Here is a 20329-nt window from a genome sequence, read left to right as displayed (position 1 = left end):
GTCATGCCGTCGATGAGTGAGCTGAGAGCAGGAGATCCCGCCCGTCTCGGAGGTTATGAGATCCGCGGACGGCTGGGAGAAGGCGGACAAGGCGTCGTTTATCTGGGCGTCGACGAGCAGGGCGACCAGGCCGCCATCAAGTGGTTACGCCCGAACCTGGCGGGCGATGAGGTCGCGGCCGAGCGGTTCGCGCGGGAGGCGGCCGTGGCGCAGCGGGTGGCGCCGTTCTGCACCGCGAAGGTGCTGGCGACCGGGGTGTACGAGGAGCGGCCGTTCATCGTCAGCGAGTACGTCGAGGGGCCGCCGCTGCGGCAGGTGGTTACCGAGGAGGGGCCGCGCGCGGACGCCGCCCTGTACCGGCTGGCCATCGGTAGCGTCACCGCACTGGCCGCCATCCACCAGGCGGGCATCGTGCACCGCGACTTCAGCCCGAACAACGTGCTGCTCGCCGGCGAAGGCCCCCGGGTGATCGACTTCGGCATCGCCAAGGCGCTCGACGCCACCTCCACGATCACCTCCACCCCGGTGGGGACGCCCGCGTTCATGGCGCCGGAACAGGTGCTGGGACAGCCGGTGGGACCGGCCGCTGATATGTTCGCGTGGGGGAGCACCATCGTGTTCGCCGCTACGGGCACCGGGCCGTTCGAGGCGGAGTCGGTGCCGGAGATCGTCGACCAGGTGCTCTACAACGAGCCCGATCTGTCCTCGCTGACCGGGCCGCTGCGCGAACTCGTGGCCGCCTGCCTGTCGAAGGATCCCGTCCGGCGGCCCACCGCCGAGCAGGTGATCATGCGGCTGCTGGAGCATCCCACGTCGAACCCCGCCGAGCTGGAGCAGGCGGCCGCCGTGGTCAGCGGCTCCCCGCCCCACCCCTCGGTTCCACCTCAGCCTCCGTCCCACCCCTCGCCTGTGCCTCAGCCTCCGTCCCAGCCGGGGCCGGGGTTCCCCCTGCAGCCCCCGTATGGACAACCCTCATACGGTCAGGCTCCGTACGCGCAATCGGGGCCGTACCCCCAGGCTCCGTACGCGGAGTCGGGGCCGTATCCCCAGGGGCCGTATCCCCAGGGACCGCAACCGCACCCGTACGGACCACCACTCCAAGGTCCGATCCCACAGGGCCTGCCACCACAAGGCCCGATCCCACAGGGACTGCCACTACAAGGTCCGCCACCACAGGGCCCACCACTACAGGGTCCGATCCCACAGGGTCCGCCACCACAAGGTCCGCAAGCGCAGTCGGGGCCGCACCAGCAGCCGCAGTGGGCCCCCTCGACCACGCAGGGGCAGGCCCCGCAGTACGGCTCCGGCCCCCAGTTGCCGCCGCCCCGATCGGGCGCGAAGAAGAGCTATGTGGTGGCGGCGATCGCCGCGGCCGTGGCCATCGTCGCGACCGTCGCCGTGGTGGCCGTCGCGCTGACCAACCTGCCCGTTCCGTCGACCCCGACCTCCTCCCCGAGCGCCGAAGGCACGGCCACATCCGCGGTCCCGGCGGTCGTTCCCACCGCGAACCTGGTCACCTCGACGCTCCCAGGCACCGCCGCGGTCATCTACGAGAATCCGGGCGACGCCGTCAGGCTCACCACCTACATGGTCCGCGACGCCAAGACCCAGGACTGGATCTACTACGCCCGGGACTCGCTGGCCGGACCGTTCACGAAATATCCGGACATGTGGGAGAGCATGCTGTCGCCCAACGGCCGGTACCTGGCCCAGCGCGGCAAGATCTTCGTCGACGGCTACGACAGCGTCAAGATCACCGACAAGGTGTCGGGTGAGACGTTCACGGTCAAGACCTCGCGCCAGCCGCTCAGCGCGTACGTGCAGGGGTGGTCGCGTGACAGCGGCCGTCTGCTGTTCAACGTCGGCAACCCGGTGAAGGGGGTCTGGCAGTCGACCGGGTTCGCGATCGTGACCGTCGCCACCAGGCAGGCCACGGTCGCCTCGCTCAGGGAGGGCTCGCTGCACGGCATCCGTTACGGCTTCGACCAGGCAGACACGGGCGTGGTGGCCCTGTCGAACGACGCCAAGCAGCAGGCGCTGCGCTTCTTCGACGCGAACGGGCTGCGGGTGCGCCGGATCCCGAACGTGGGGTCGGGTATCGCCGAGTCGCTGTTCTCGCCGTCGGGCAAGCAGTTCGTCACCAACTGCCCCGGTCTGGGCAGCGGCAACAACTGCGTCTACGACGCCCAGACCGGCGCCGAGCTGAAGCGCTTCGAGTCCCCCTGCACCGGCCTGGCCACCTGGTACGACGACAGCCATCTAGTCTGCTGGGTCAGGCCCGACGCGAGCGCGGACAAGCAGCAGATACAGGTGGTCGATTTCACGGGCACCGCGCTGCGCCTGCTGGCCGAGATACCGACGAACAGCTCGAACATGGACGTGATCTACACCTTCCCACGCCGGAACTAGCCCAATTCCCGCAGGCACCGGAACCAGCCCAGAACAACTAGCCCAGCTTCGGCACGTCTCCGGAACCAGCCCGGTTCTCCGCAGGTCGCTGTCCACGAGCTGCACCGATGACACCGAGTGCTGGATCAGCCCTAGCGGCTGACCTACGACAAGGCGGTATGTGCGAAAAGACAGGACTAGCGGACGCGACCCCTGGGCCGCAGCCGGGTGCCCGGCAGGATGGGCGCGGGGAGCGGGCCGCCGTCGAACCCCTCGACGGCGCCGAACCCCTCACCCTCCATCCACTCCTTGCGGAACGCGACGATCTCGTCGTGGCCGCGGCCGACGAAGTTCCACCACATCACGATCTCCTCGCCGAACGGCTCGCCGCCGATCAGCAGCACCCGCCCGCGCCCGCTCAACCGCAACAGGTCGCGGCCCGGCGGCAGATAGAGCAGCGGTCCCGCCTCCAGCGGGTCGACCTCCCCGTCGAGCAGCAGCACTCCGTGCTCGAAGGCGGGGTCGAGCGGCACCTCGGCGCTCCCTTCGACGGCCAGCTCGGCGCCCACCAAGGGGCTGTAGGTGGTCGCGGGCGAGGTCACGCCGCCGAGCGACCCCATGATCACCGTGGCGTCGAACCCGGGGCCGGACCGCACGGGCAGTGACGCGTGGTGCTCGAACCCGGGCGCGGTCCGCCGGTCCGCGCCGGGCAGCGCCACCCACAGCTGAACGCCGTGCAGCAGCGTCTCGGGCGACTCCTCCGAGTGGGAGATGCCGTGCCCGGCGGTCATCAGGTTCAGCTGGCCGGGGCGTACCTCCTGGAGACTGCCGACGCTGTCGCGGTGCAGCACCTCGCCGGCGAGCAGCCAGCTCACGGTCTGCAGGCCGGTGTGCGGATGCGGAGGCACCCGCATCACCGCCACCTCGGGGCCGTAGGCGTCCACGAAGCACCAGGCGCCGATCATGCGGCGGTGCGCGTTGGGCAGTGTCCTGCTCACCGACATGCCGCGCGGACCGCCCAGCGGCACCGCGCGCCCGGCGAGCACCTCGGTCTCGCCACCGCTCTCGGCGCCGCAGCGGATCTCGTTGGGGTCCTGCTCCAGGTTGCTCACGTTATGAACTGTACGACGGCATGGATCAGCTCTCGGCGGGGGCGGGAGCGGAGGCCCGGCGGCGGACCAGGAGCGACTGCGCGGTGCCGACCACGACCACCGCGAGCGGGAAGACGGTGCCGACCAGCAGCCCGGCACGGAGTCCGGAGCCATCGCCGAGCAAGCCGCCCTGGGGGACGAGCGGCCCCCCTTGGGCGACGGCGCCCGCCAGCCACGGACCCGCCGCCGCCCCCGCGTCGCCGAACATCGCCAGGACCCCGAACATCGCGGTCCCGCCCAACGGGAAGCGGGCGGTCGTCAGGCTGAACGTCCCCGGCCACATCAGGCTGACCGCCAGCCCGCACACCGCACACCCGACCAGGCTGAGCACCGGGTCCCGGGCCAGGGCGGCGGCGAGGTAGCAGGCGGTGGCCAGCGCGCCGCAGGCGATCACGGCCGGCAGCAGGGGGATCCGACTGCCCCAGAGACCGTAGGCGATCCGGCCGAGCCCCATGAGTACCGCGAACAGGCATGGTCCCGCGAGGTCCCCCCACACCTTGGCCACGCCCAGCCCCTGCTCGGCGAAGAGCGAGGACCACTGCGACATGGTCAGCTCGGCCGCGCCCGCGCAGAGCATCAGCAGCAGCGCCGCCGCGAAGGACGGTGTCCGCAGCAGTGTCCCGAGCCCGGTCCGGTGCTCGTCGGGCACCGTCGCGGGCAGCGGGACCCGCAGGAAGAGCACCAGGCCGGCCAGGGGTACGCACGCCCACAGCAGCGGCAGCGCCTGCCAGGCCGCGTCGCCGATCCAGGCCAGCACCAGCGTCGTGCCGAGCACGACGGCGACCTGGCCCCAGCAGTAGAAGGAGTGCAGCAGGCTCATCCTGGCGGCGCGGTGCTCAGCCGGTGCGGGCAGGGCGTCCACCACCGGGCTGACCAGGACCTCCAGCAGACCGCCGCCGATCCCGTAGACCACCACGGCCACAGCCAGCCCTATGTACGGCGAAGGCAGCGCCGACGGAGCGACCGCCAGCAGCACCAGCCCGGCCACGCTGAACACGTGCGCCAGCACCAGGGGCGCGCGGTAGCCCGTCCGGTCCACCACCTTGACCGCGATCAGGTCGGTGACGAGCTGGGTGGCGAAGTTGAGCAGGACCAGGCGGCCCAGCATCTCGTACGGCACCTGGTAGCGCGTCTGGAAGACAATGAACAGCAGTGGCGCCAGGTTGTTGACGATGGCCTGGGTGACATATCCGGCGTAGCAGGCCCGCCGGGTGTGGTCGAAGGTGGTCAGCCCAGGGTCTCCCACCAGCCGTCGACGGCCGGAGCGCCGTCGGTGTCCACGGCCTCACCGGGGCGCGGCACCACGATCTCGACGTCGCGGGCCTTCGCCTCGCGCCACAGCCGCTCCACCGGCTCCGCCCACGGGTGCAGCGCCAAGGTGAACGTCGCCCAGTGCACCGGCAACAGCAGCCGGCCGCCCAGGTCGAGGTGGGCGTTGACCGCCTCTTCGGGGTTCATGTGGATGTCGGGCCAGGAGGGGCTGTAGGCGCCGATCGGCATCAGCGTCAGGTCGAACGGGCCGTGCGCCGATCCGATGCCCCGGTAACCCTCGAAGTAGCCGGAGTCGCCCGCGTAGAAGACCCGCTTGCTCGCTCCGGCCACCACCCAGGAGCCCCACAGCGTGTCGTTGCGGGTGAGCACGCGGCCGGAGAAATGGCGGGCGGCCGTCGCGACGAAGCGCAGCCCGGCCACCTCGGCCTCCTCGTTCCAGTCGAGCTCGATGATCCGGTAGGCGGGCACGCCCCACCGCTCCAGATGGGCGCCGATGCCCAGCGGCACCAGGAAGGGCGCCTTCTGCGTCGCGGTGAGCGAGCGCACGGTCCCCATGTCGAGGTGGTCGTAGTGGTCATGCGAGATCGCGATCGCGTCGACCTGCGGCAACCGGTTCAGCGGGACGGGCACCGGGTGGTGCCGCTTCGGCCCGACAAGCTGCGACGGCGACGGCCGCCTGCTCCACACCGGGTCGAACAGCACTCGACGCCCCTCGATCTCCACCAGCGTGGAGGCGTGGCCGTACCAGATCGCTCTCAGCCCGGTCGGCGACGGGTCGCCGGTCGGCGGGACACGCAGCGGAACAGGGCCGGACGGGCGGCGCAGGTCCCTGTCCTTGGACATCTCGCGCAGCAGACCCGCGGGCGGCGCGGTCATCATGGCGGTGGGTTCCGGCATCGGGTTGTAGAAGGCGCCGTCTTTGAACTGCGGTGAGCGCCGCACCCTGGCCGCCCGGTCCGGTCCCGAGGTCAAAGGCCGCACACCCAGCTCGGCGGGTACGTCGCGCAGGGCCCAGCCCGCCGCGGCCAAGGCCGCCCCGCCTACGAGAAGCCGTCGTATAGTCCGCAGTCTCGCCATCGCTCACACTCCCCTGAAAGTCGGTCCACACCACTCAACTGATCGCGATATCTCCGATGTTCCCGATTTGGACGATATATCGCGATAGATTCAGACCGTCTTGATCGCGCCGCCGTCGATGACGTAATCGGCGCCGTTGATGCTCGCGGCGTGCGGTGAGGCCAGATAGGTCACCAGGGCGGCGACCTCCTCGGGAGCGACGAACCTGCCCGTCGTCATCCCCGCGCTCGACGGCAGCCCGGCCAGGAGCTGCTCGTGCTCCAGGCCCATCTTGGCCGCGAGTGCCGCGCCGTAACCACTGGGGTCTTCCCACATCGAAGTGCGGCAGGCGCCGGGGGAGACGGTGTTGACCCGCACCCCCTGCGGCCCGAACTCCTCGGCCAGCGCCTTGCCGAACGCGGTCAGCGCGGCCTTGGCCGTGGTGTAGGTGATCGGGCCGGCGTGCGGCATGCGAGCGCCGTTGGAGGAGATGTTGACCACGGCCCCGCCTCGGCGCAGCAGGCTGGGCAGGGCGGCCCTAGTGGCGCGGATGGCGCTGAGGAAGTTGAGATCGTGGGTCTGGTGCCAGTGTTCCTCGGTGAAGCCCAGGAACCCGTCCAGTTGTCCCTCGCCGCCGTCACCGCCGCCCACGTTGTTGACCAGCAGGTCGAGCTCGCCCAGCTCGGCCAGGGCGGTGCCGATCAGCTCGGCCGGGCCTTCGGCGCTGGACAGATCGGCCGCGATCGCCGTCGCGCCCGTCTCCTTCAGCTCGGGTGAGATCGTCCGCGAACCGGCCACGACCCGCATCCCCTCCGCTCGCAGCGCGGCGACGATGGCGAGACCGAGACCCCTGCTGGCGCCGGTGACCACGGCGGTCTTGCCGGTGAGTCGCATGTCCATGGTGATGCGTACCTCCGTAAGTGCATCGATGGTGATGCCAAGAACGTAGCACTTGCAACATCAGTGTTGCAACTCTGGAGTGTATGGTTGCACCGTGGAAGCGAGTCAGCAGGGGCGCGCGCTGCGTTCCGACGCCGAACGGACCGTACGCACGATCCTCGAGGCGGCCGAGCGCGTGCTCAGCAAGAATCCGTCGGCCAGCATGGAGCAGATCGCCGAGGCGGCCGGGGTCGCCCGCACGACCGTGCACCGGCGTTTCGCGTCCCGCGATGCCCTGGTCAGCGCGATGGAGGGGTGGGCCACGCGGCAGTTCGCGGCGGCGGTCGACTCCGCCAACCCCGAGACCACGCCGCCGCTGGTCGCGCTCTACCAGGTCACGGCCAGCGTGCTGCGGGTGAAGATCGATTGGGGCTTCGCGATGAGCCGCGCGTCGTCGGATCCCGAGGTGGCCCGCGTGCATTCAGAGGTCGAGGACAGGTGCGAGCGGCTGTTCCTCAAGGCGCAGGCCACCGGCCTGCTGCGGGCCGACGTGGATCCGGCGTGGGCCAGGCGCGTCTACTACGCGCTGATCCACGAGGCCGCGCAGAGCCAGGGCGACGACGCCGACACCCTGGCCACGCTCCTGGTCGACACCCTGCTCCGCGGCGTCGGCACTGACCGGGGCTTGGGCTAGTCGTCCTACGGGGTGGCGTCGGCGTTGACCGGGGCCCAGTACATTCCCTGCGACGCGGTGTGGGCGCTTTGGGCTAGTTGTCCTGCTGGGTGGTGTCGGTGTTGACCGGGTCCGGTCGATGCCCTGCGACGCGGTGTGGGCACCGATCGGGGTCAGGGTTGGTCGTCTGCCCGCCGTCCAGGGGCCGGAGGTCGATGGGTGGGCTCAGGTGGGAACGTGCGCGTACGGGCTGATGTCGATGAGTGGGCTCAGGCGGGGACGTACGCGTACGGGCTGATGTCGATGGGTGGGGTCTCGCCCAGGGCGAGCGCGGCGGCGAGCCGGCCGGTGAACGGGCCGGCCGTCAGGCCGTACGCGCTCAGGCCCGTCGCCACCACCACCCGCTCGGTGAGCCGGTCGATGAGCGCCGTGCCCGCCGCGTACACCGGCCGCAGGCCCACCCTCGTCTCCACCACCCTCGCGCCGTCCAGGCCGGGCGCCAGCCGCAGGCCCGCCGCCAGCACCTCGTGGACGCCGCCGACGGTGACGTACGGCGAGAACCCGGCGTCCTCCACGGTCGCGCCGACCACCAGTCGCGAGCCGGGGAACCCCAGCAGGTACGGCCCGCTCCGGGGCAGCACGATCGGCCAGGAGGCGGTGTCCACGCCGTCGAGGGCAGCATGCACGATCTGCCCCCGCCTGGGGAACACCGGGATCTCCACCCCCAGCCCCCGGCACACCTCCCCGCTCCAGGCCCCGGCGGCGACGATCACCACATCCGCCGCCACGCGCACCCCGGCCTCCTCGACCGGCCCGCGGACCCTCTCGCTCGGCACCCCCGGTCCCTCAGCCGAGGGCTTGAGCCGGTCGCCGGGCATCGCCGCTCCCTCAGCCGGGGACTTGGGCCTCTCGCTCGGCATCCGCGCCGGGGACTTGGGTCTGTCGCTGGGGCCTCCCACTCCATCGTCCGGAGACTTGAGTCTGTTGCTGGGAACTCCCGCTCCATCGCCCGGAGACCTGAGTCTGTCGCTCGGTATCCCCGACTCCCCGAACTGCGGCTCCGTTGTCGGCTCTGGGCCGGGCGCGCCGGGGGTGGTGCGGAGGAGCAGGCCGCCGTCGGGGGTGAGGGCCGCGGTGCCCGTACGGAGGTCGGCGCCTTGGCGGACGGCGGCGCGGAGGAGCGCGTCGCGTACTGCCCGACCGTCCACCCGAGCGGCCCCCGGCACGTGGATCGCGCTCAGGCCCTCCCTGAGAGGGGGGAACAGCGCCGACGGCGCCACGATTTCCGTAATGTCCCCCATCTCGGGTGCCTCCGGACGGCGGCGCTGCAGCAGGGCGCGTACCGGCTCCAGCTCGACCGGGTCCGGGGCCACCAGCAGTGCCCCCACCCGCGCGTACCCGATGTCCTCGCCCAGCGCCGACACCAGATCCGGGTAACTGCGAGCCCCCTCACGCGCCAGCGCGTACCAGGCGTCGTCGTCGGTATGGTCGACCCACGGGCACACGATCCCCGCGCCGGCCTCCGTCGCCCGCCCTGTGAAAGCCCCGTCCACCACCGTCACGGACACCCCGCGCCCGCTCAGGTGCCAGGCCGCGGCCGCTCCGACGATCCCGCTCCCGATCACCGCAACACGCATGTCCCCATGGTCGCAGCCCGGAGGAGGCCGAACGAAGCGGGTCAGCCGCTGGCGGTCCAGCCGTACGTGTTCATGAGCTGGCTCGCCACACGGGCGAACCGCGCGCCGTCGAGCACCGCGCCCTCGCGCCTGATGTCGTCCTCGTCCAGCGCGAACACGCGGTCCAGCCGCAGGTAGGACGTCTTGCCGTCGCGCCCCCACATGCCGACCTCCAGCCAGTCGGGACCGTCGTCGCCCTGGCTGGACAGCATCATGCCCAGCAGCCTGCGGCCGGTGCGGCCCACGATCAGCAGCGGCCGGTCCTTGCCGCGCTCCGGGTCCTCCTCGTAGGGCACCCACGCCCAGACGATCTCGCCGGGGTCGGCCAGTCCGTCGAGGTCGGGGGAGTAGGACAGGGTCGCCGCCTGGCTGAGCGAGTGGATCTCCCGCACCGCACCGCGGGCGGGCCGGGGGTCCTCACCTGAATCACGCACGCGAGGGAGCTTACGCCACCGGGCCGTCGTTGATCGAATCCGGTGCGGCTGTCCGGGAACGCCACGATATGTCGGCAAACGGGAGGCGGCGATCGTGCTCAGATCCGCGAGGCAGGGGCGGGAGTCCTGCTGTGGATCCAGCGTGCTTCGGGAGCGAGGGCCACAGATCCGGCGGTATGCAGAGTGAGGTGTACACGCCGGCGTGCTTGAGGAGCGAGCGCCACAGACTCGGCGGCACACGCAATGAGGTGCACAGGTCGCCACCCGCCGAATGCGCGGAATGCTCCTTCTCGCCTGGGATGCCGGATAGGCCTGGACCAACCCCGAGCGCGCCACTGGGTGGGTGAGCAGGTGCCAGACCGTCCCGAACGGTGCGGCGCCGGGGAGAGGGACCGCGACGGGGGACAGCGACCGGGGACAGGGATGGGGGATAAGGACAGGGACAGCGACGGCGCTAGGGCCAGGGGCGGAGCCGGGGCAGTGACGGGCGTCGGGGGCGAGTGACGGGGGGCGGAGGCGAGGTCGGCGCAATGGCGGGGGACCGGGGACCGGGGACCGCGACGGCGATGTCAACACGTCAACGGTCACGAGGCGGGCCCTCCGTCGGCGATCCAGAAGGGGCGAGCAGGCGGCGCAGCGCCGCCGGGGTGCGGCCGGCGTGGCGGCGGACCGTGCGGGTCAGATGGGCCTGATCGGCGAACCCCAGCTCGGCGGCCAGTAGCGCCAGGTTCGCCGCGCCGCCCTCCAGGTGGTCGAGGGCCCGCCCGACGCGTACCCGGTTGCGGTAGTGGGTCAGGGAGATGCCGAGCTCTCGGGTGAAGGCCCGGCTCAGCTGGTACGGCGAGACGGCCAGGAACTTCGCCAGCGGCAGGAGCCCGTCGGCGGCGGGATGGCCCGCGACGATGGCCTCCCTGGCACCCTCCATGATCACCTCCGAGCTCGCCGGAGCCCTGCCCCGCCGCGCCGGCATGGGGGCGAGCTGGGCGAGGGCGGTGGAGAGGAGGGGCAGCAGGGCTTCGGCGAGCTCGAAAGCCGTGTCGCCGGTGCGGGCGGCGGCCAGGAAGCGGCGGTGCGCCAGGTCGAGGCGGGCGTCCACGTAGATCGTGGAGCGGGAGGGCGCCACATTGTCTCCCGCGAGCGAGCGCCACAGGTCAGGCGTCACGCACAGAGAGGTGCACACGTCGCCACCCGCCGGGTGTGCGAAATGCTCCTCTTCGCCAGGAATGCCGAGATAGGCCATCGTCGGATCCACCACGGCGGCCCGCCCGTCGGCCTTGCGGCGGAAGCGGCCGCGGCGCACCAGGACCACCCGGTAGGCGGAGCTCGTTTCGGGCGGCGACCACTTGCGGTGATCGTCGTGGCAGGTCACCGCGTCGAGGGTGAACCCGGACCCGGTGCCGAGACGGACTGCTGAACGCACGTGCCGCACCCTACGCTCCGGCTACGACATTTCCTGGCGCCGTCGCAACGCGCATCGCCGTTGCGCCGGCGCGCGGGTGCCGTCGCCGCCGGCCGGCGAACCGTCCAGCGGTGGCGCAAGGATGTTCAAGACCCTGCCGCCCGCCCCACCCCACCCTGGACCCATGACAACCACCATCACGGTCACCACCGTGATCTTCGACTGCCAGAACCCGGCCGTCCTTGCCGACTTCTACGCCAAGGCCACCGGCGGCCGGATCACCCACAGCGACGACGACTTCGCCACCGTCGAGGGCGGCCCCGTCGGGCTGGCGTTCCAGCGGGTCCCCGGCTACCGGAGCCCAGGCTGGCCCGACGACGCCAAGCACGTCCACCTCGACCTCCAGGTGACCGACGTCGAGATCGCCGTCAAGGAGCTGGTCGGGCTCGGTGCCGCCGTACCGGAGTTCCAGCCGGGTGGCGCCGACTGGACCGTGCTCACCGACCCTGAGGGTCACCCGTTCTGTGTCGCGGCAGGTGGCTGACCCATGGCCGCCATTCACAAGGAGGCGCTGATCGACGCCCCCGCCGAGCGGGTGTGGGCGGCCCTTCGCGATGCCGGCCGGGTTGACCGGCTCGCGCCCGGGTTCGTGCTCGAGTGCCGCATGGAGGGCGATGTCAGGATCGTCACGTTCTTCAACGGAGCCGTCGCCCACGAGCTCATCGTGGACGTCGACGACGAGGCCCGCCGCATCGCGTACGCCATCGTCGACAGCCCGCTCGGCCTGCGGCACCACAACGCGTCCTCGACGGTGTTGGACGAGGGTGACGGCCGTTCGCGGTTCGTCTGGCACGCGGACCTCTACCCTGACGAGGCGGTGCCCGTCGTCGCCGAGTTCATGGATCGGGGGCTGAGCGCCATGAAGAACTCCCTGATGTCCTCGGCGAGCAGCAGCGGCGCCTGAAGCGCGGCGAAGTGGCCGCCGCCGACGGGGAACTCCGACCAGCGCACCACGTCGTGCGCGACCTTGGCGTAGCGCCGCACCGTACTGTCGCCGGGGAGGACCGCCACGGCGGTCGGCGTCCTGCCCGGCTCGGCGGGCGGCTCCCAGGCTGAGGCGCCCTCGCGGTAGAGGCGCGCGGAGGAGCCCGCTGTGTCCGTGAGCCAGTGGATCGTCACGTTGGTCAGGATGTCGTCGCGCGACAGCCCGCCGATGTCCTGACCCCAGGAGGCGTACGCGTCGAGCTTCCGGGCGAGTCGACCAGGCCGCAGTACCTGGTCGGCTGGGACGTCGACCGGCGGGACCGGCGCACCTACCGCGCCGACCGCCTGCGCCTGCGCACGCCGAACGGCCCCCGCTGCACGCCGCGCGAGCCGCCGGGAGGCGATGTCGCCGCCTGGGTCGGGCACCGCCTGGGTCGAGCACCGCCTGGGTCGAGCACCGCCTGGGTCACGACATGGGGCCGATCCAGGCGCGTCCTGCTGTACGCCCCGGCCGACCAGGTCGCGGGCCGTACGGTGGGCGTCGTCGAGCCGGTCGGCGACGACACGGGCTCGGGCGGCGCCTCACCACCCTCTAGAATCTCATTCTGTGACGTCAGCGTTCTTCACGCGTAAGACGGGCGAGTTCGTGCCCGCTCCGCACGCCCGCAGCCCTTGGTCGCCCGACATGCTCCACGGCCGCCTGCTCGGGGGCCTGGCCGCCATGGCCGTCGAGCAGGAGTACGGTGAGGCGGACCTGCGGTTCGCCCGGCTCACCGTCGATCTCTTCCGCAACAGCCCGATGCTCCCGGTCACCGTCGAGACCGAGCTGGTCAGGGACGGGCGCCGGATCCGGGTGGCCGACGTGACGATCCGCACCGACCAGGGCGTGATCGGCCGGGCCAGTGCCGTACTGCTCAGGCAGAGCGAGCAGCCGGACGGCGAGCGGAACGACACGCCCGCGTGGGACGAGCCGCCGCCCGCCGGACCGCCGGTGACGGGCGGGCAGTGGGAGCCGCCGTTCGACCTGTGGCGGCTGACCGACTGGAGTGAGCCGGGCCCCAACCGGGTCTGGCTGCGCGAGACCCATCCGCTCGTCGACGACGAGCCGGTCACGCCGTTCACCAGGGTGGCGCTCGCGGCCGACTTCGCCAGCCCGCTCAGCACCGGCGGCACCGGCGGCGTGCACTTCATCAACGCCGACTACACGATCACGCTCGGCCGGGTCCCCGAGGGGGAGCTGGTCGGGGTGGAGGCGACCGGGCACCTCAGCGACGGCGGCGTCGCCACAGGGCAGTGCACCCTGCACGACGCCACCGGGCCGATCGGCTTCTGCCTCGTGACCGCCGTGGCCAACCCGGTCCCCTTGCGGACCCGCTGAAGTACGAAGCCGCTGAAAACTAGGCGGGGCGCTCGGTGCGGTCGCCGGTCCAGTCGGTGTGGTAGGCGCCCTCACGGTCCACCCGAAGGTAGGTGTGCGCGCCGAAGAAGTCGCGCAGCCCCTGGATCAGCGCGGCGGGCAGCCGCTCGCGGCGCAGTCCGTCGTAGTAGGCCAGCGCCGAGGAGAAGCCGGGCGTCGGCACGCCGATCTGCACCGCCGTGGTCACCACGCGCCGCCAGGACTCCTGCGCCAGGTTCAGCGCCGCCGCGAACGTCGGGTCGGCCAGCAGCGTCGGCAGCGCCCGGTCGGTGTCGTAGGCGGCGCGGATCCGGTCGAGGAAGCGGGCCCTGATGATGCAGCCGCCCCGCCAGATCGTGGCCATGGCGCCCAGGTCCAGGTCCCAGCCGTACTCCTTGGAGGCGGCGGCCATCTGGTCGAAGCCCTGCGCGTAGGCGACGATCTTGGAGGCGTACAGGGCCTGCCGTACATCCTCGATCAGCTCCCGCCCGCCGACGCCCGACAGCTTCGGCCCCTCCAGGGACGCGGCGGCGGCGCGCTGCTCCGGGTGGCCCGACAGCGCGCGGGCGAACACCGCCTCGGCGATGCCCGTCACCGGAACGCCCAGGTCGAGCGCGCCCTGCACGGTCCAGCGGCCGGTGCCCTTCTGCTCGGCCTGGTCCACGACGATGTCCACGAACGGCTTGCCGGTGGCCGCGTCCACCTGGTCGAGCACCTCGGCGGTGATCTCGATCAGGTAGGACTCCAGCTCGCCCTCGTTCCACTCGCGGAACACCCCGGCGAGCTCGGCCGGGGTGGCGCCGAGAGCCTGACGCAGCAGGTCGTAGGACTCGGCGATGAGCTGCATGTCCGAGTATTCGATGCCGTTGTGCACCATCTTGACGAAGTGTCCGGCACCGTCGGGGCCGACGTGCACCGCGCACGGGACGCCGTCGACCTTGGCCGAGATGTCCTGCAGGATCGGGCCGAGCGCCTCCCATGACTCCTTGGAGCCGCCGGGCATGATGCTCGGGCCGTTGAGCGCGCCCTCCTCGCCGCCGGAGATGCCGGTGCCGACGAAGTGGATCCCCTTCTCGCGCAGGGCAGCCTCGCGCCGCCGGGTGTCGGCGAAGTGCGCGTTGCCGCCGTCGACGATCATGTCGCCCGGCTCCATCAGCTCGGCGAGCTGGTCGATCACCGCGTCGGTGCCCGGACCTGCCTTCACCATGATGATCGCCCGTCGCGGCCGCTTGAGCGAGGCCACGAAGTCCGCCAGCTCCTCCGACGGGACGAACGTGCCCTCCCCGCCGAACTCCTTGACCAGCTGCTGCGTCCGGCTGGGCGTGCGGTTGTGCACGGCCACCGCGTAGCCGTGCCTGGCCAGGTTGCGCGCCAGGTTCCTGCCCATGACCGCCAGGCCGGTGACCCCGATATCTGCCAAGTCCATATCAAGCTCCTCTGTGGGGGATACGCATGATCCAGCGGTAGAGGTTCGGCTGGATATTCCAATATTTCAATCGCTTTGGCGTACGCCCAGCTCGTCGAGCCGATGCAGCATGTCGGCCGGATCCGCGTACACGCGGAAAGCACCCGCGCGCTCCAACTCGTCCCTGCCGTATCCGCCGGACAGCACCCCGATCCCGAGCGCCCCCGCACGGCGGGCGGCGAGCAGGTCCCAGACACTGTCTCCTACCACCATCGCATGCCGCACATCGACGTTCAGCAGCGCCGCACCCGCGAGGAACAGGTCGGGGTCCGGCTTGGCCCGGCGCACCAGGTCGCGGGTCACCATCGGGGTGTCCTCCGGCAGGTCCAGCATGCCCAGCGCCAGGCGGGCCGTACGCGCGTAACCGCTGGTCGCGATCGCCCACGGCACGCCGCGCGCGGTCAGCTCGCTCAACAGCTCGGCGGCGCCCGGCAGGGGGCGTACGGAGTCGATCTGCTCGGTGTAGGCGTCACCGTGGATCGTCTGCAACTCGTCGATCTGCTCCGCCGACAGCTTCAGCCCCGTCTCCCGCAGCAGCGCGCTCACGAACAGCCCGCCGCTCATCCCGATGCGGCGGTGGATGCGCCACACCGACAGGTCGATGCCCAGCCCCGACAGCGCCTGACGCCAGGCGATGACATGCTGGTAGACGCTGTCGATCAAGGTGCCGTCGAGGTCGAAGAGAAATGCCGGTGTGGGTGCGTGCGGGAACTCCGTCATGGCTCCATGACACCACGGCCGCCATGAACGCCACCATCGCGGTGCGGATGCCCGCCGCCCAGGCGGTCATGCCAGAGTGAGGGGCATGACGGAATATCGCGTACTCGGACATACCGGTCTTAAGGTCAGCCCTCTTTGCCTCGGCGCGATGATGTTCGGCGGGTTCGGTGAGGAGTCGGCCGAGAAGTCGGCCGACATCATCGACCGCGCCCTCGACTCGGGCATCAACTTCATCGACACCGCCGACGTCTACTCGCGGGGCCAGTCGGAGGAGTTCGTCGGCCAGGCCCTGGCCAGGTCGGGCAAGCGCGACGACGTCGTCCTGGCCACCAAGTGCCACGGCGCCATGGGTGACGGCCCCAACGAGGGCGGCAACTCGAGGCGCTGGATCTTCCAGGCCGTCGAGAACAGCCTGCGCCGCCTCGGCACCGACTGGATCGACCTTTACCAGATCCACCGCCCCGACCCCGCCACCGACATCGAGGAGACGCTCGGCGCCCTCACCGACCTCGTCCGGCAGGGCAAGGTCCGCTACATCGGCAGCTCCACCTTCCCCGCGCACCAGGTGGTCGAGGCCCAGTGGGCGGCCGAGCGGCGCGGGCTCGAACGCTTCGTCTGCGAGCAGCCCCCGTACTCGCTGCTCGCCCGCGGCATCGAGGCCGACGTGCTGCCCACCGTCCAGAAGTACGGCATGGGCGCCATCGTCTGGAGCCCGCTGGCGGGCGGCTGGCTGAGCGGCCGCTACCGCAAGAACCAGGAACTGCCGGAGAGCCGCCGCGCGAGCAGGCTGCCGCACCGCTACGACATGAAGCTGGAGGTCAACCAGCGCAAGCTCGACGCCGTAGAACAGCTCGCCGTCCTGGCCGAGGAGGCCGGGCATACGCTGATCGAGCTGGCCCTGGCGTTCACGCTCAGGCACCCGGGGGTCACCTCGGCCATCATCGGGCCGCGCACGATGGAACACCTGGAGGGCCAGCTCAGCGCCCCCGACGTACGGCTCGGCGACGACGTCCTGGACAGGATCGACGCCATCGTGTCACCGGGCGTCACCATCAACCCGGGCGACGAGGGCTGGCAGCCCCCGGAGCTGTCCGACGCGAAACTCCGCCGGCGCCCCTGACCGTCACCGGGCGAGTGCCGCGAGCTTGCGGCACTCCTCCAGGGTGTGCTGGGACAGCTCCTCGCGTACGGCCGGCACGCACACCGCCGCCATGGACAGGCTCGTCACCCCCAATCCCACCAGCACCGGGGCGAGCCGGGGATCGCCGGCGGCCTCGCCGCAGACGCCGACCGGCTTGCCGGCGGCGCGGCCGGCGTCCGCGCAGGCGGCGATGAGCTTCAGCAGCGCGGGCTGCCAGGGGTCCAGGAGGTCGGCCAGGCCGGGGTGCTGGCGGTCGGCCGCGAAGGTGTACTGGCTGAGGTCGTTGGTGCCGATGCTGAGGAAGTCCACCTCCGCCAGCAGGCGGTCGGCCAGCAGGGCGGCGGCCGGCACCTCGACCATCGCGCCGACCCGGGTGAGCCCCCGTGCGCGGGCGCGGCGGGCGAAGCCGGCCGCCTCCGCCGGAGTGGTGACCATCGGGGCCATCACCCAGGCGTCGGCGCCCGTCGCTCGGGCCGCCTCCGCTATCGCGTCGAGCTGGGTGTCCAGTACGGCCGGGAGCACGCGGTCCACCCGCAGGCCGCGGATGCCGAGCGCCGGGTTCGGCTCCGGGGGCAGGCCGAGGAACGGCAGCGGCTTGTCCGTGCCCGCGTCGAGCGTGCGCACCACGACCGTCCCGGCCCGCGCGAACACCTCGGCGTAGGCGGCCACCTGCTCATCGAACGACGGCTCCTGCTTGCGGTCCAGGAACAGGAACTCGGTCCTGAACAGCCCCACCCCCTCCGCGCCCGGCCGGAGGTCGGCGGCCGAGCCGATGTTGAGCAGCAGCTTGACCGGGTGGCCGTCGGCCGTCCGGCCGGGGCCGCTGCTGTGCGCCAGGCGCTCGCGCTCCTCCCGGTCGCTCCTGCGGACCTCCGCCACGGCCTCGTCCGTCAGGCCGACGCCGATCCGGCCCGTCTTACCGTCGACCGAGATGACCGTGCCGTCGGCCAGGGCGGTGATGCCCGCGCAGGCGACCACGGCGGGCAGGCCGCGGCCGCGCGCCAGGATCGCGGTGTGGCTGGTCGGACCGCCCTTCTCGGTGACCAGCGCCACCACGTCCGTGCCCAGGCCCGCCGTGTCGGCGGGGGAGAGGTCCTCGGCCACCAGGACGTACGGGTGGCCGGGCGCGGGGATGCCGGGCATCGGCAGGCCCAGGCAGGCGGCGACGGCGCGGTGCTTGAGGTCGTCCAGGTCGGCGGCCCGCTCGGCGAGGTAGCCGCCCAGGGCGGCCAGGGTCTCGCGGTGGTGGGTGAAGGCGGCGTCCAGGGCGTGGGGCGCGTCCAGGCCGTCGCGGACGGCGGCCTCGGCGTCCTCGCGCAGCATCGGGTCGTCGGCGATCATGGCGAGGGCGTCGAGGATCTCGGCCGCGTCGTCCGCGCCCGCCGAGGCCGTGCCGTCACCGCCGCCCTTGCCCTGCGCGGCGGTGGCCGCGCGTTGCCGCAGGTCGGCGGTGACCGACTCCAGAGCCTTCACCACCGCGGCGGCCTCCGCGGCCGGGTCTGTGACCTGCCGGGGGCCGGGAAGTACGGGCGGCGGCGCCATGCGTATCACCGGCCCCGCGGCCCGCCCCTGGCTGACCCCCAGCCCCGCCAACTCCGCCCCTGCCGGCCCCGCATCCGCCCGGCCCGCGCTCGGCGGGCCCTCGCCCGGCGCGACCGGCCGGCCGGGGTCAGCCATCGAGGGCCCCTTCCGCGTCCAGGTCCTGGGCGAGCAGCGCCACCAGCGCGTCCAGCGCGGCGTCCGCGCCCGGCGCGTCCGACTCCAGCGTCACCTCGGTGCCCTGGGTGGCGCCGAGCGACAGCACGCCCAGCATGCTGTTCGCGGGCACCGACTTCTCGCCCACCCTGATCCGCACCGGAACCCCCAGCCGCACCGCCTCCTGGACGAACAGCTTCGCGGGCCGCGCGTGCAGGCCGCTCGCCGACGCCACCGTCACCGTACGTTGTGCCATCACAAACCCCCTCAGGGCTCGATCGTGACCTTGATGGCCGCGCCCCGGCTGACGAGGTCGATCCCGTCGAGCACCTGGGAGAGCGGCAGCCGGTGGGTGATCAGGTCCGCCACCGGCACCAGACCTTCGGCGATCAGCCCGAGGGCCTCGGCGTTGTGCGCCGGGCTGGAGCCGTTCGCGCCGACGATGGTCAGCTCGCGGTAGTGCACCAGGTTGGAGTCCAGGGCGATGATCGGGGCGTCCTTGGGCAGGCCGCCGAAGAAGCTGATCCTGGCCTGCCTGGCCGCCATGCGCAGCGCCTGCTCCTGGGCCGCGCCGGAGGCCGCCGCCGTGATCACCACGTCGGCGCCGCGGCCACCGGTCAGCTTGAGCACCTGGTCCACCGCGTCGGTGTCGACGACGGCGTCGGGGCGTACCAGCTCCGCCGCCATCGCCAGCCGGTCGGCGTTCACGTCGACCAGGAACACCCGCGTGGCGCCACGCGCGCGGGCCAGCCGCACGTGCAGGCAGCCGATCGGGCCCGCGCCCATGACGACCACGTCGTCACCCGGGCCGACCCGCGCCAGCGACTGGCCGTTCAGCACGCAGGCGAGCGGCTCGGCCACCGACGCCTCGGCGAAACCGACGCCTGACGGGATGACGTTGACGCCGTTCACGGCCCGCACTTTCGCCGGGATCACCATGTACTCGGCGAAACCGCCGTCGTAGTGGTAGCCCATCGACTCCTGGTTCGGGCAGACGGTGAGGCGGCCGCGCCGGCACTCCTCGCAGGTGCCGCACGGGATGGCCGCGATCACCTGCACGCGTTCGCCCGTGCCGACCACCTCGCCGGCGATCTCGTGGCCCATCACCCGGGGCGGGCGGATGTGGTGATGGCCGTGCTTGAAGATCTTGGCGTCGGTGCCGCAGGTCGAGCAGTTGCGTACCCGGATCTTCAGCTCGCCAGGACCGGCGACCGGCTCCGGCGCGTCCTCCACCCGGATGTCCCCTGGGGCGTGGAAACGGGCGACCTTCACGATCTGAGCTCCTTCATCACTTGGCCGACCTCCGTCGCCTCACGGAGTGCTCTGGCGCGTTCGGGGTCGAGCAGGATGTCGGCGAGCGCCGCCAGCAGCCGCACATGCCCGTCGTTCTTCGCGGCGATGCCGACGCAGAGGGTGACGGGCTCGCCGCCCCAGTCGACGCCGTCCGGGAAGCGTACGACGCAGATCGCGTCGTGCCGGACGACCTCCTTGGCGGCCGCGGTGCCGTGCGGGATGGCCACGCCCTCGCCGACGTAGGTGGAGATGGTCTGTTCACGTTCGAGCATGGCGTCGATGTACGGCTCGGCGACCGCGCCCACGTCCACCAGGGCGCGCCCGCACCGCCTGATCGCCTCGTCCCGGTCGGCCGCGCTCTCGTGCAGGAGTACGGCCCGTGGATCGAGCAGGTCGTCACGCATCGACCGTGCCACCGTTCTTGATGGTGGCGACCAGCTTGGTCACGGCCGGGTCGCCGAGGAAGATCTGGAAGGGCACCAGCACCTTGCCCGGCGCCGAGACCCTGGCCCGGGCGGCCAGCCCGGAGTGGCAGACCACCACGTCGGCGTCGGCCGGGATCTCGTTGACCGGCGTGTGCTCCACGGTGACGCCGGTGTCCTTGAGCTGCTTGCGCAGCTGGCTGGCGAGCATGACGCTGCTGCCCATGCCCGCGTCGCAGGCCACGATGATCTTGTGAATGTCCTTGCTGTCGATGCTGGCCATGG

The 20329-nt window shown here is 71.8% G+C and carries 22 protein-coding genes; 7 read left to right on the top strand and 15 right to left on the bottom strand.

From position 1 onward, the window contains the following. Positions 1 to 3: 3 nt before the first annotated feature. Positions 4 to 2409 carry a protein kinase domain-containing protein gene (locus LDL49_RS21865; protein ID WP_225292963.1) on the top strand — a complete coding sequence of 802 codons (2406 nt, stop codon included), beginning with the start codon at positions 4 to 6 and terminating at the stop codon, positions 2407 to 2409. Between the two features lie 176 nt (positions 2410 to 2585). Here LDL49_RS21865 and LDL49_RS21860 read toward each other — a convergent pair whose 3' ends face one another. The 4 genes from LDL49_RS21860 to LDL49_RS21845 form a co-directional block, all read right to left on the bottom strand. Then, complete coding sequence (locus LDL49_RS21860; RefSeq protein ID WP_225292962.1) at positions 2586 to 3500, bottom strand: pirin family protein; 915 nt, start codon at positions 3498 to 3500, stop codon at positions 2586 to 2588. A 25-nt stretch (positions 3501 to 3525) separates the two neighbouring features. After that, positions 3526 to 4785: an MFS transporter gene (locus LDL49_RS21855; protein WP_225292961.1), complete on the bottom strand. Its 1260-nt coding sequence runs from the start codon at positions 4783 to 4785 to the stop codon at positions 3526 to 3528. Next, positions 4767 to 5888, bottom strand: a complete 1122-nt coding sequence (locus tag LDL49_RS21850) for an MBL fold metallo-hydrolase (protein WP_225292960.1) — start codon at positions 5886 to 5888, stop codon at positions 4767 to 4769. The genes LDL49_RS21855 and LDL49_RS21850 overlap by 19 nt, the downstream gene beginning before the upstream one ends. Positions 5889 to 5978: 90 nt before the next feature. After that, the gene (locus LDL49_RS21845; protein WP_225292959.1) at positions 5979 to 6767 is read right to left on the bottom strand and encodes an SDR family oxidoreductase; all 789 of its coding nucleotides are present in this window, start codon (positions 6765 to 6767) and stop codon (positions 5979 to 5981) included. 94 nt (positions 6768 to 6861) lie between these two features. Here LDL49_RS21845 and LDL49_RS21840 point away from each other — a divergent pair, with 94 nt between their 5' ends. Continuing rightward, entirely contained in the window at positions 6862 to 7440 is a 579-nt protein-coding gene (locus tag LDL49_RS21840; RefSeq protein WP_225292958.1) for a TetR/AcrR family transcriptional regulator, read from the top strand. Between the two features lie 248 nt (positions 7441 to 7688). On the opposite strand, the gene LDL49_RS21835 is transcribed toward LDL49_RS21840, so the two are convergent. The 3 genes from LDL49_RS21835 to LDL49_RS58440 all read right to left on the bottom strand — a co-directional run bounded on the left by LDL49_RS21835 (position 7689) and on the right by LDL49_RS58440 (position 10949). Continuing rightward, on the bottom strand, positions 7689 to 9056 hold the full coding sequence (locus LDL49_RS21835; RefSeq protein WP_225292957.1) for an NAD(P)/FAD-dependent oxidoreductase: 1368 nt from the start codon (positions 9054 to 9056) through the stop codon (positions 7689 to 7691). 41 nt (positions 9057 to 9097) lie between these two features. Next, a complete protein-coding gene (locus tag LDL49_RS21830) occupies positions 9098 to 9529 on the bottom strand; it encodes a type II toxin-antitoxin system PemK/MazF family toxin (RefSeq protein ID WP_225292956.1) in 432 nt (143 codons plus the stop codon). 577 nt (positions 9530 to 10106) lie between these two features. After that, the gene (locus LDL49_RS58440; RefSeq protein WP_225292955.1) at positions 10107 to 10949 is read right to left on the bottom strand and encodes an AraC family transcriptional regulator; all 843 of its coding nucleotides are present in this window, start codon (positions 10947 to 10949) and stop codon (positions 10107 to 10109) included. A 163-nt stretch (positions 10950 to 11112) separates the two neighbouring features. Between LDL49_RS58440 and LDL49_RS21820 the strand changes: the two genes are divergently transcribed. Together LDL49_RS21820 and LDL49_RS21815 are read left to right on the top strand one after the other, a co-directional pair. Then, positions 11113 to 11472, top strand: coding sequence for a VOC family protein (locus tag LDL49_RS21820; protein ID WP_225292954.1), 360 nt, complete (start codon positions 11113 to 11115; stop codon positions 11470 to 11472). A gap of 3 nt (positions 11473 to 11475) precedes the next feature. After that, positions 11476 to 11892: an SRPBCC family protein gene (locus LDL49_RS21815; RefSeq protein WP_225292953.1), complete on the top strand. Its 417-nt coding sequence runs from the start codon at positions 11476 to 11478 to the stop codon at positions 11890 to 11892. Here the strand turns inward: LDL49_RS21815 and LDL49_RS21810 are convergent. Continuing rightward, positions 11790 to 12107: a hypothetical protein gene (locus LDL49_RS21810; RefSeq protein WP_225292952.1), complete on the bottom strand. Its 318-nt coding sequence runs from the start codon at positions 12105 to 12107 to the stop codon at positions 11790 to 11792. The two genes, LDL49_RS21815 and LDL49_RS21810, sit on opposite strands and share 103 nt — an antisense overlap. On the opposite strand from LDL49_RS21810, the gene LDL49_RS58435 reads away from it, so the two are divergent. Then, positions 12096 to 12545: a WYL domain-containing protein gene (locus tag LDL49_RS58435; protein WP_225292951.1), complete on the top strand. Its 450-nt coding sequence runs from the start codon at positions 12096 to 12098 to the stop codon at positions 12543 to 12545. The two genes, LDL49_RS21810 and LDL49_RS58435, sit on opposite strands and share 12 nt — an antisense overlap. Then, entirely contained in the window at positions 12520 to 13290 is a 771-nt protein-coding gene (locus tag LDL49_RS21800; RefSeq protein ID WP_225292950.1) for a thioesterase family protein, read from the top strand. The genes LDL49_RS58435 and LDL49_RS21800 overlap by 26 nt, the downstream gene beginning before the upstream one ends. 19 nt (positions 13291 to 13309) lie before the next feature. Here LDL49_RS21800 and gnd read toward each other — a convergent pair whose 3' ends face one another. Together gnd and LDL49_RS21790 are read right to left on the bottom strand one after the other, a co-directional pair. Continuing rightward, positions 13310 to 14734 carry an NADP-dependent phosphogluconate dehydrogenase gene (gnd, locus tag LDL49_RS21795; protein ID WP_225292949.1) on the bottom strand — a complete coding sequence of 475 codons (1425 nt, stop codon included), beginning with the start codon at positions 14732 to 14734 and terminating at the stop codon, positions 13310 to 13312. Positions 14735 to 14800: 66 nt separating this feature from the next. Further along, complete coding sequence (locus tag LDL49_RS21790; RefSeq protein WP_225292948.1) at positions 14801 to 15493, bottom strand: HAD family hydrolase; 693 nt, start codon at positions 15491 to 15493, stop codon at positions 14801 to 14803. A gap of 85 nt (positions 15494 to 15578) precedes the next feature. Here LDL49_RS21790 and LDL49_RS21785 point away from each other — a divergent pair, with 85 nt between their 5' ends. Continuing rightward, entirely contained in the window at positions 15579 to 16613 is a 1035-nt protein-coding gene (locus LDL49_RS21785) for an aldo/keto reductase (RefSeq protein WP_225292947.1), read from the top strand. Between the two features lie 3 nt (positions 16614 to 16616). On the opposite strand, the gene ptsP is transcribed toward LDL49_RS21785, so the two are convergent. From ptsP to LDL49_RS21760, 5 genes are read right to left on the bottom strand one after another with little or no spacing between them, the layout of a single operon-like run. After that, positions 16617 to 18311: a phosphoenolpyruvate--protein phosphotransferase gene (gene ptsP, locus LDL49_RS21780; RefSeq protein ID WP_225292946.1), complete on the bottom strand. Its 1695-nt coding sequence runs from the start codon at positions 18309 to 18311 to the stop codon at positions 16617 to 16619. Then, entirely contained in the window at positions 18304 to 18585 is a 282-nt protein-coding gene (locus LDL49_RS21775) for an HPr family phosphocarrier protein (protein ID WP_225292945.1), read from the bottom strand. The genes ptsP and LDL49_RS21775 overlap by 8 nt, the downstream gene beginning before the upstream one ends. A gap of 11 nt (positions 18586 to 18596) precedes the next feature. Next, positions 18597 to 19601, bottom strand: coding sequence for a zinc-dependent dehydrogenase (locus LDL49_RS21770; protein ID WP_225292944.1), 1005 nt, complete (start codon positions 19599 to 19601; stop codon positions 18597 to 18599). Then, a complete protein-coding gene (locus tag LDL49_RS21765) occupies positions 19598 to 20038 on the bottom strand; it encodes a PTS mannitol transporter subunit IIA (RefSeq protein WP_308016168.1) in 441 nt (146 codons plus the stop codon). The genes LDL49_RS21770 and LDL49_RS21765 overlap by 4 nt, the downstream gene beginning before the upstream one ends. Next, entirely contained in the window at positions 20019 to 20327 is a 309-nt protein-coding gene (locus tag LDL49_RS21760; protein ID WP_225292943.1) for a PTS sugar transporter subunit IIBC family protein, read from the bottom strand. Before LDL49_RS21760 ends, LDL49_RS21765 begins: the two co-directional genes overlap by 20 nt. Positions 20328 to 20329: the final 2 nt, after the last annotated feature.

The organism is Nonomuraea aurantiaca, from assembly GCF_020215705.1.
In the GTDB taxonomy this organism is placed as follows: domain Bacteria; phylum Actinomycetota; class Actinomycetes; order Streptosporangiales; family Streptosporangiaceae; genus Nonomuraea; species Nonomuraea aurantiaca.
This window is presented reverse-complemented; position numbering and strand designations above follow the sequence as displayed.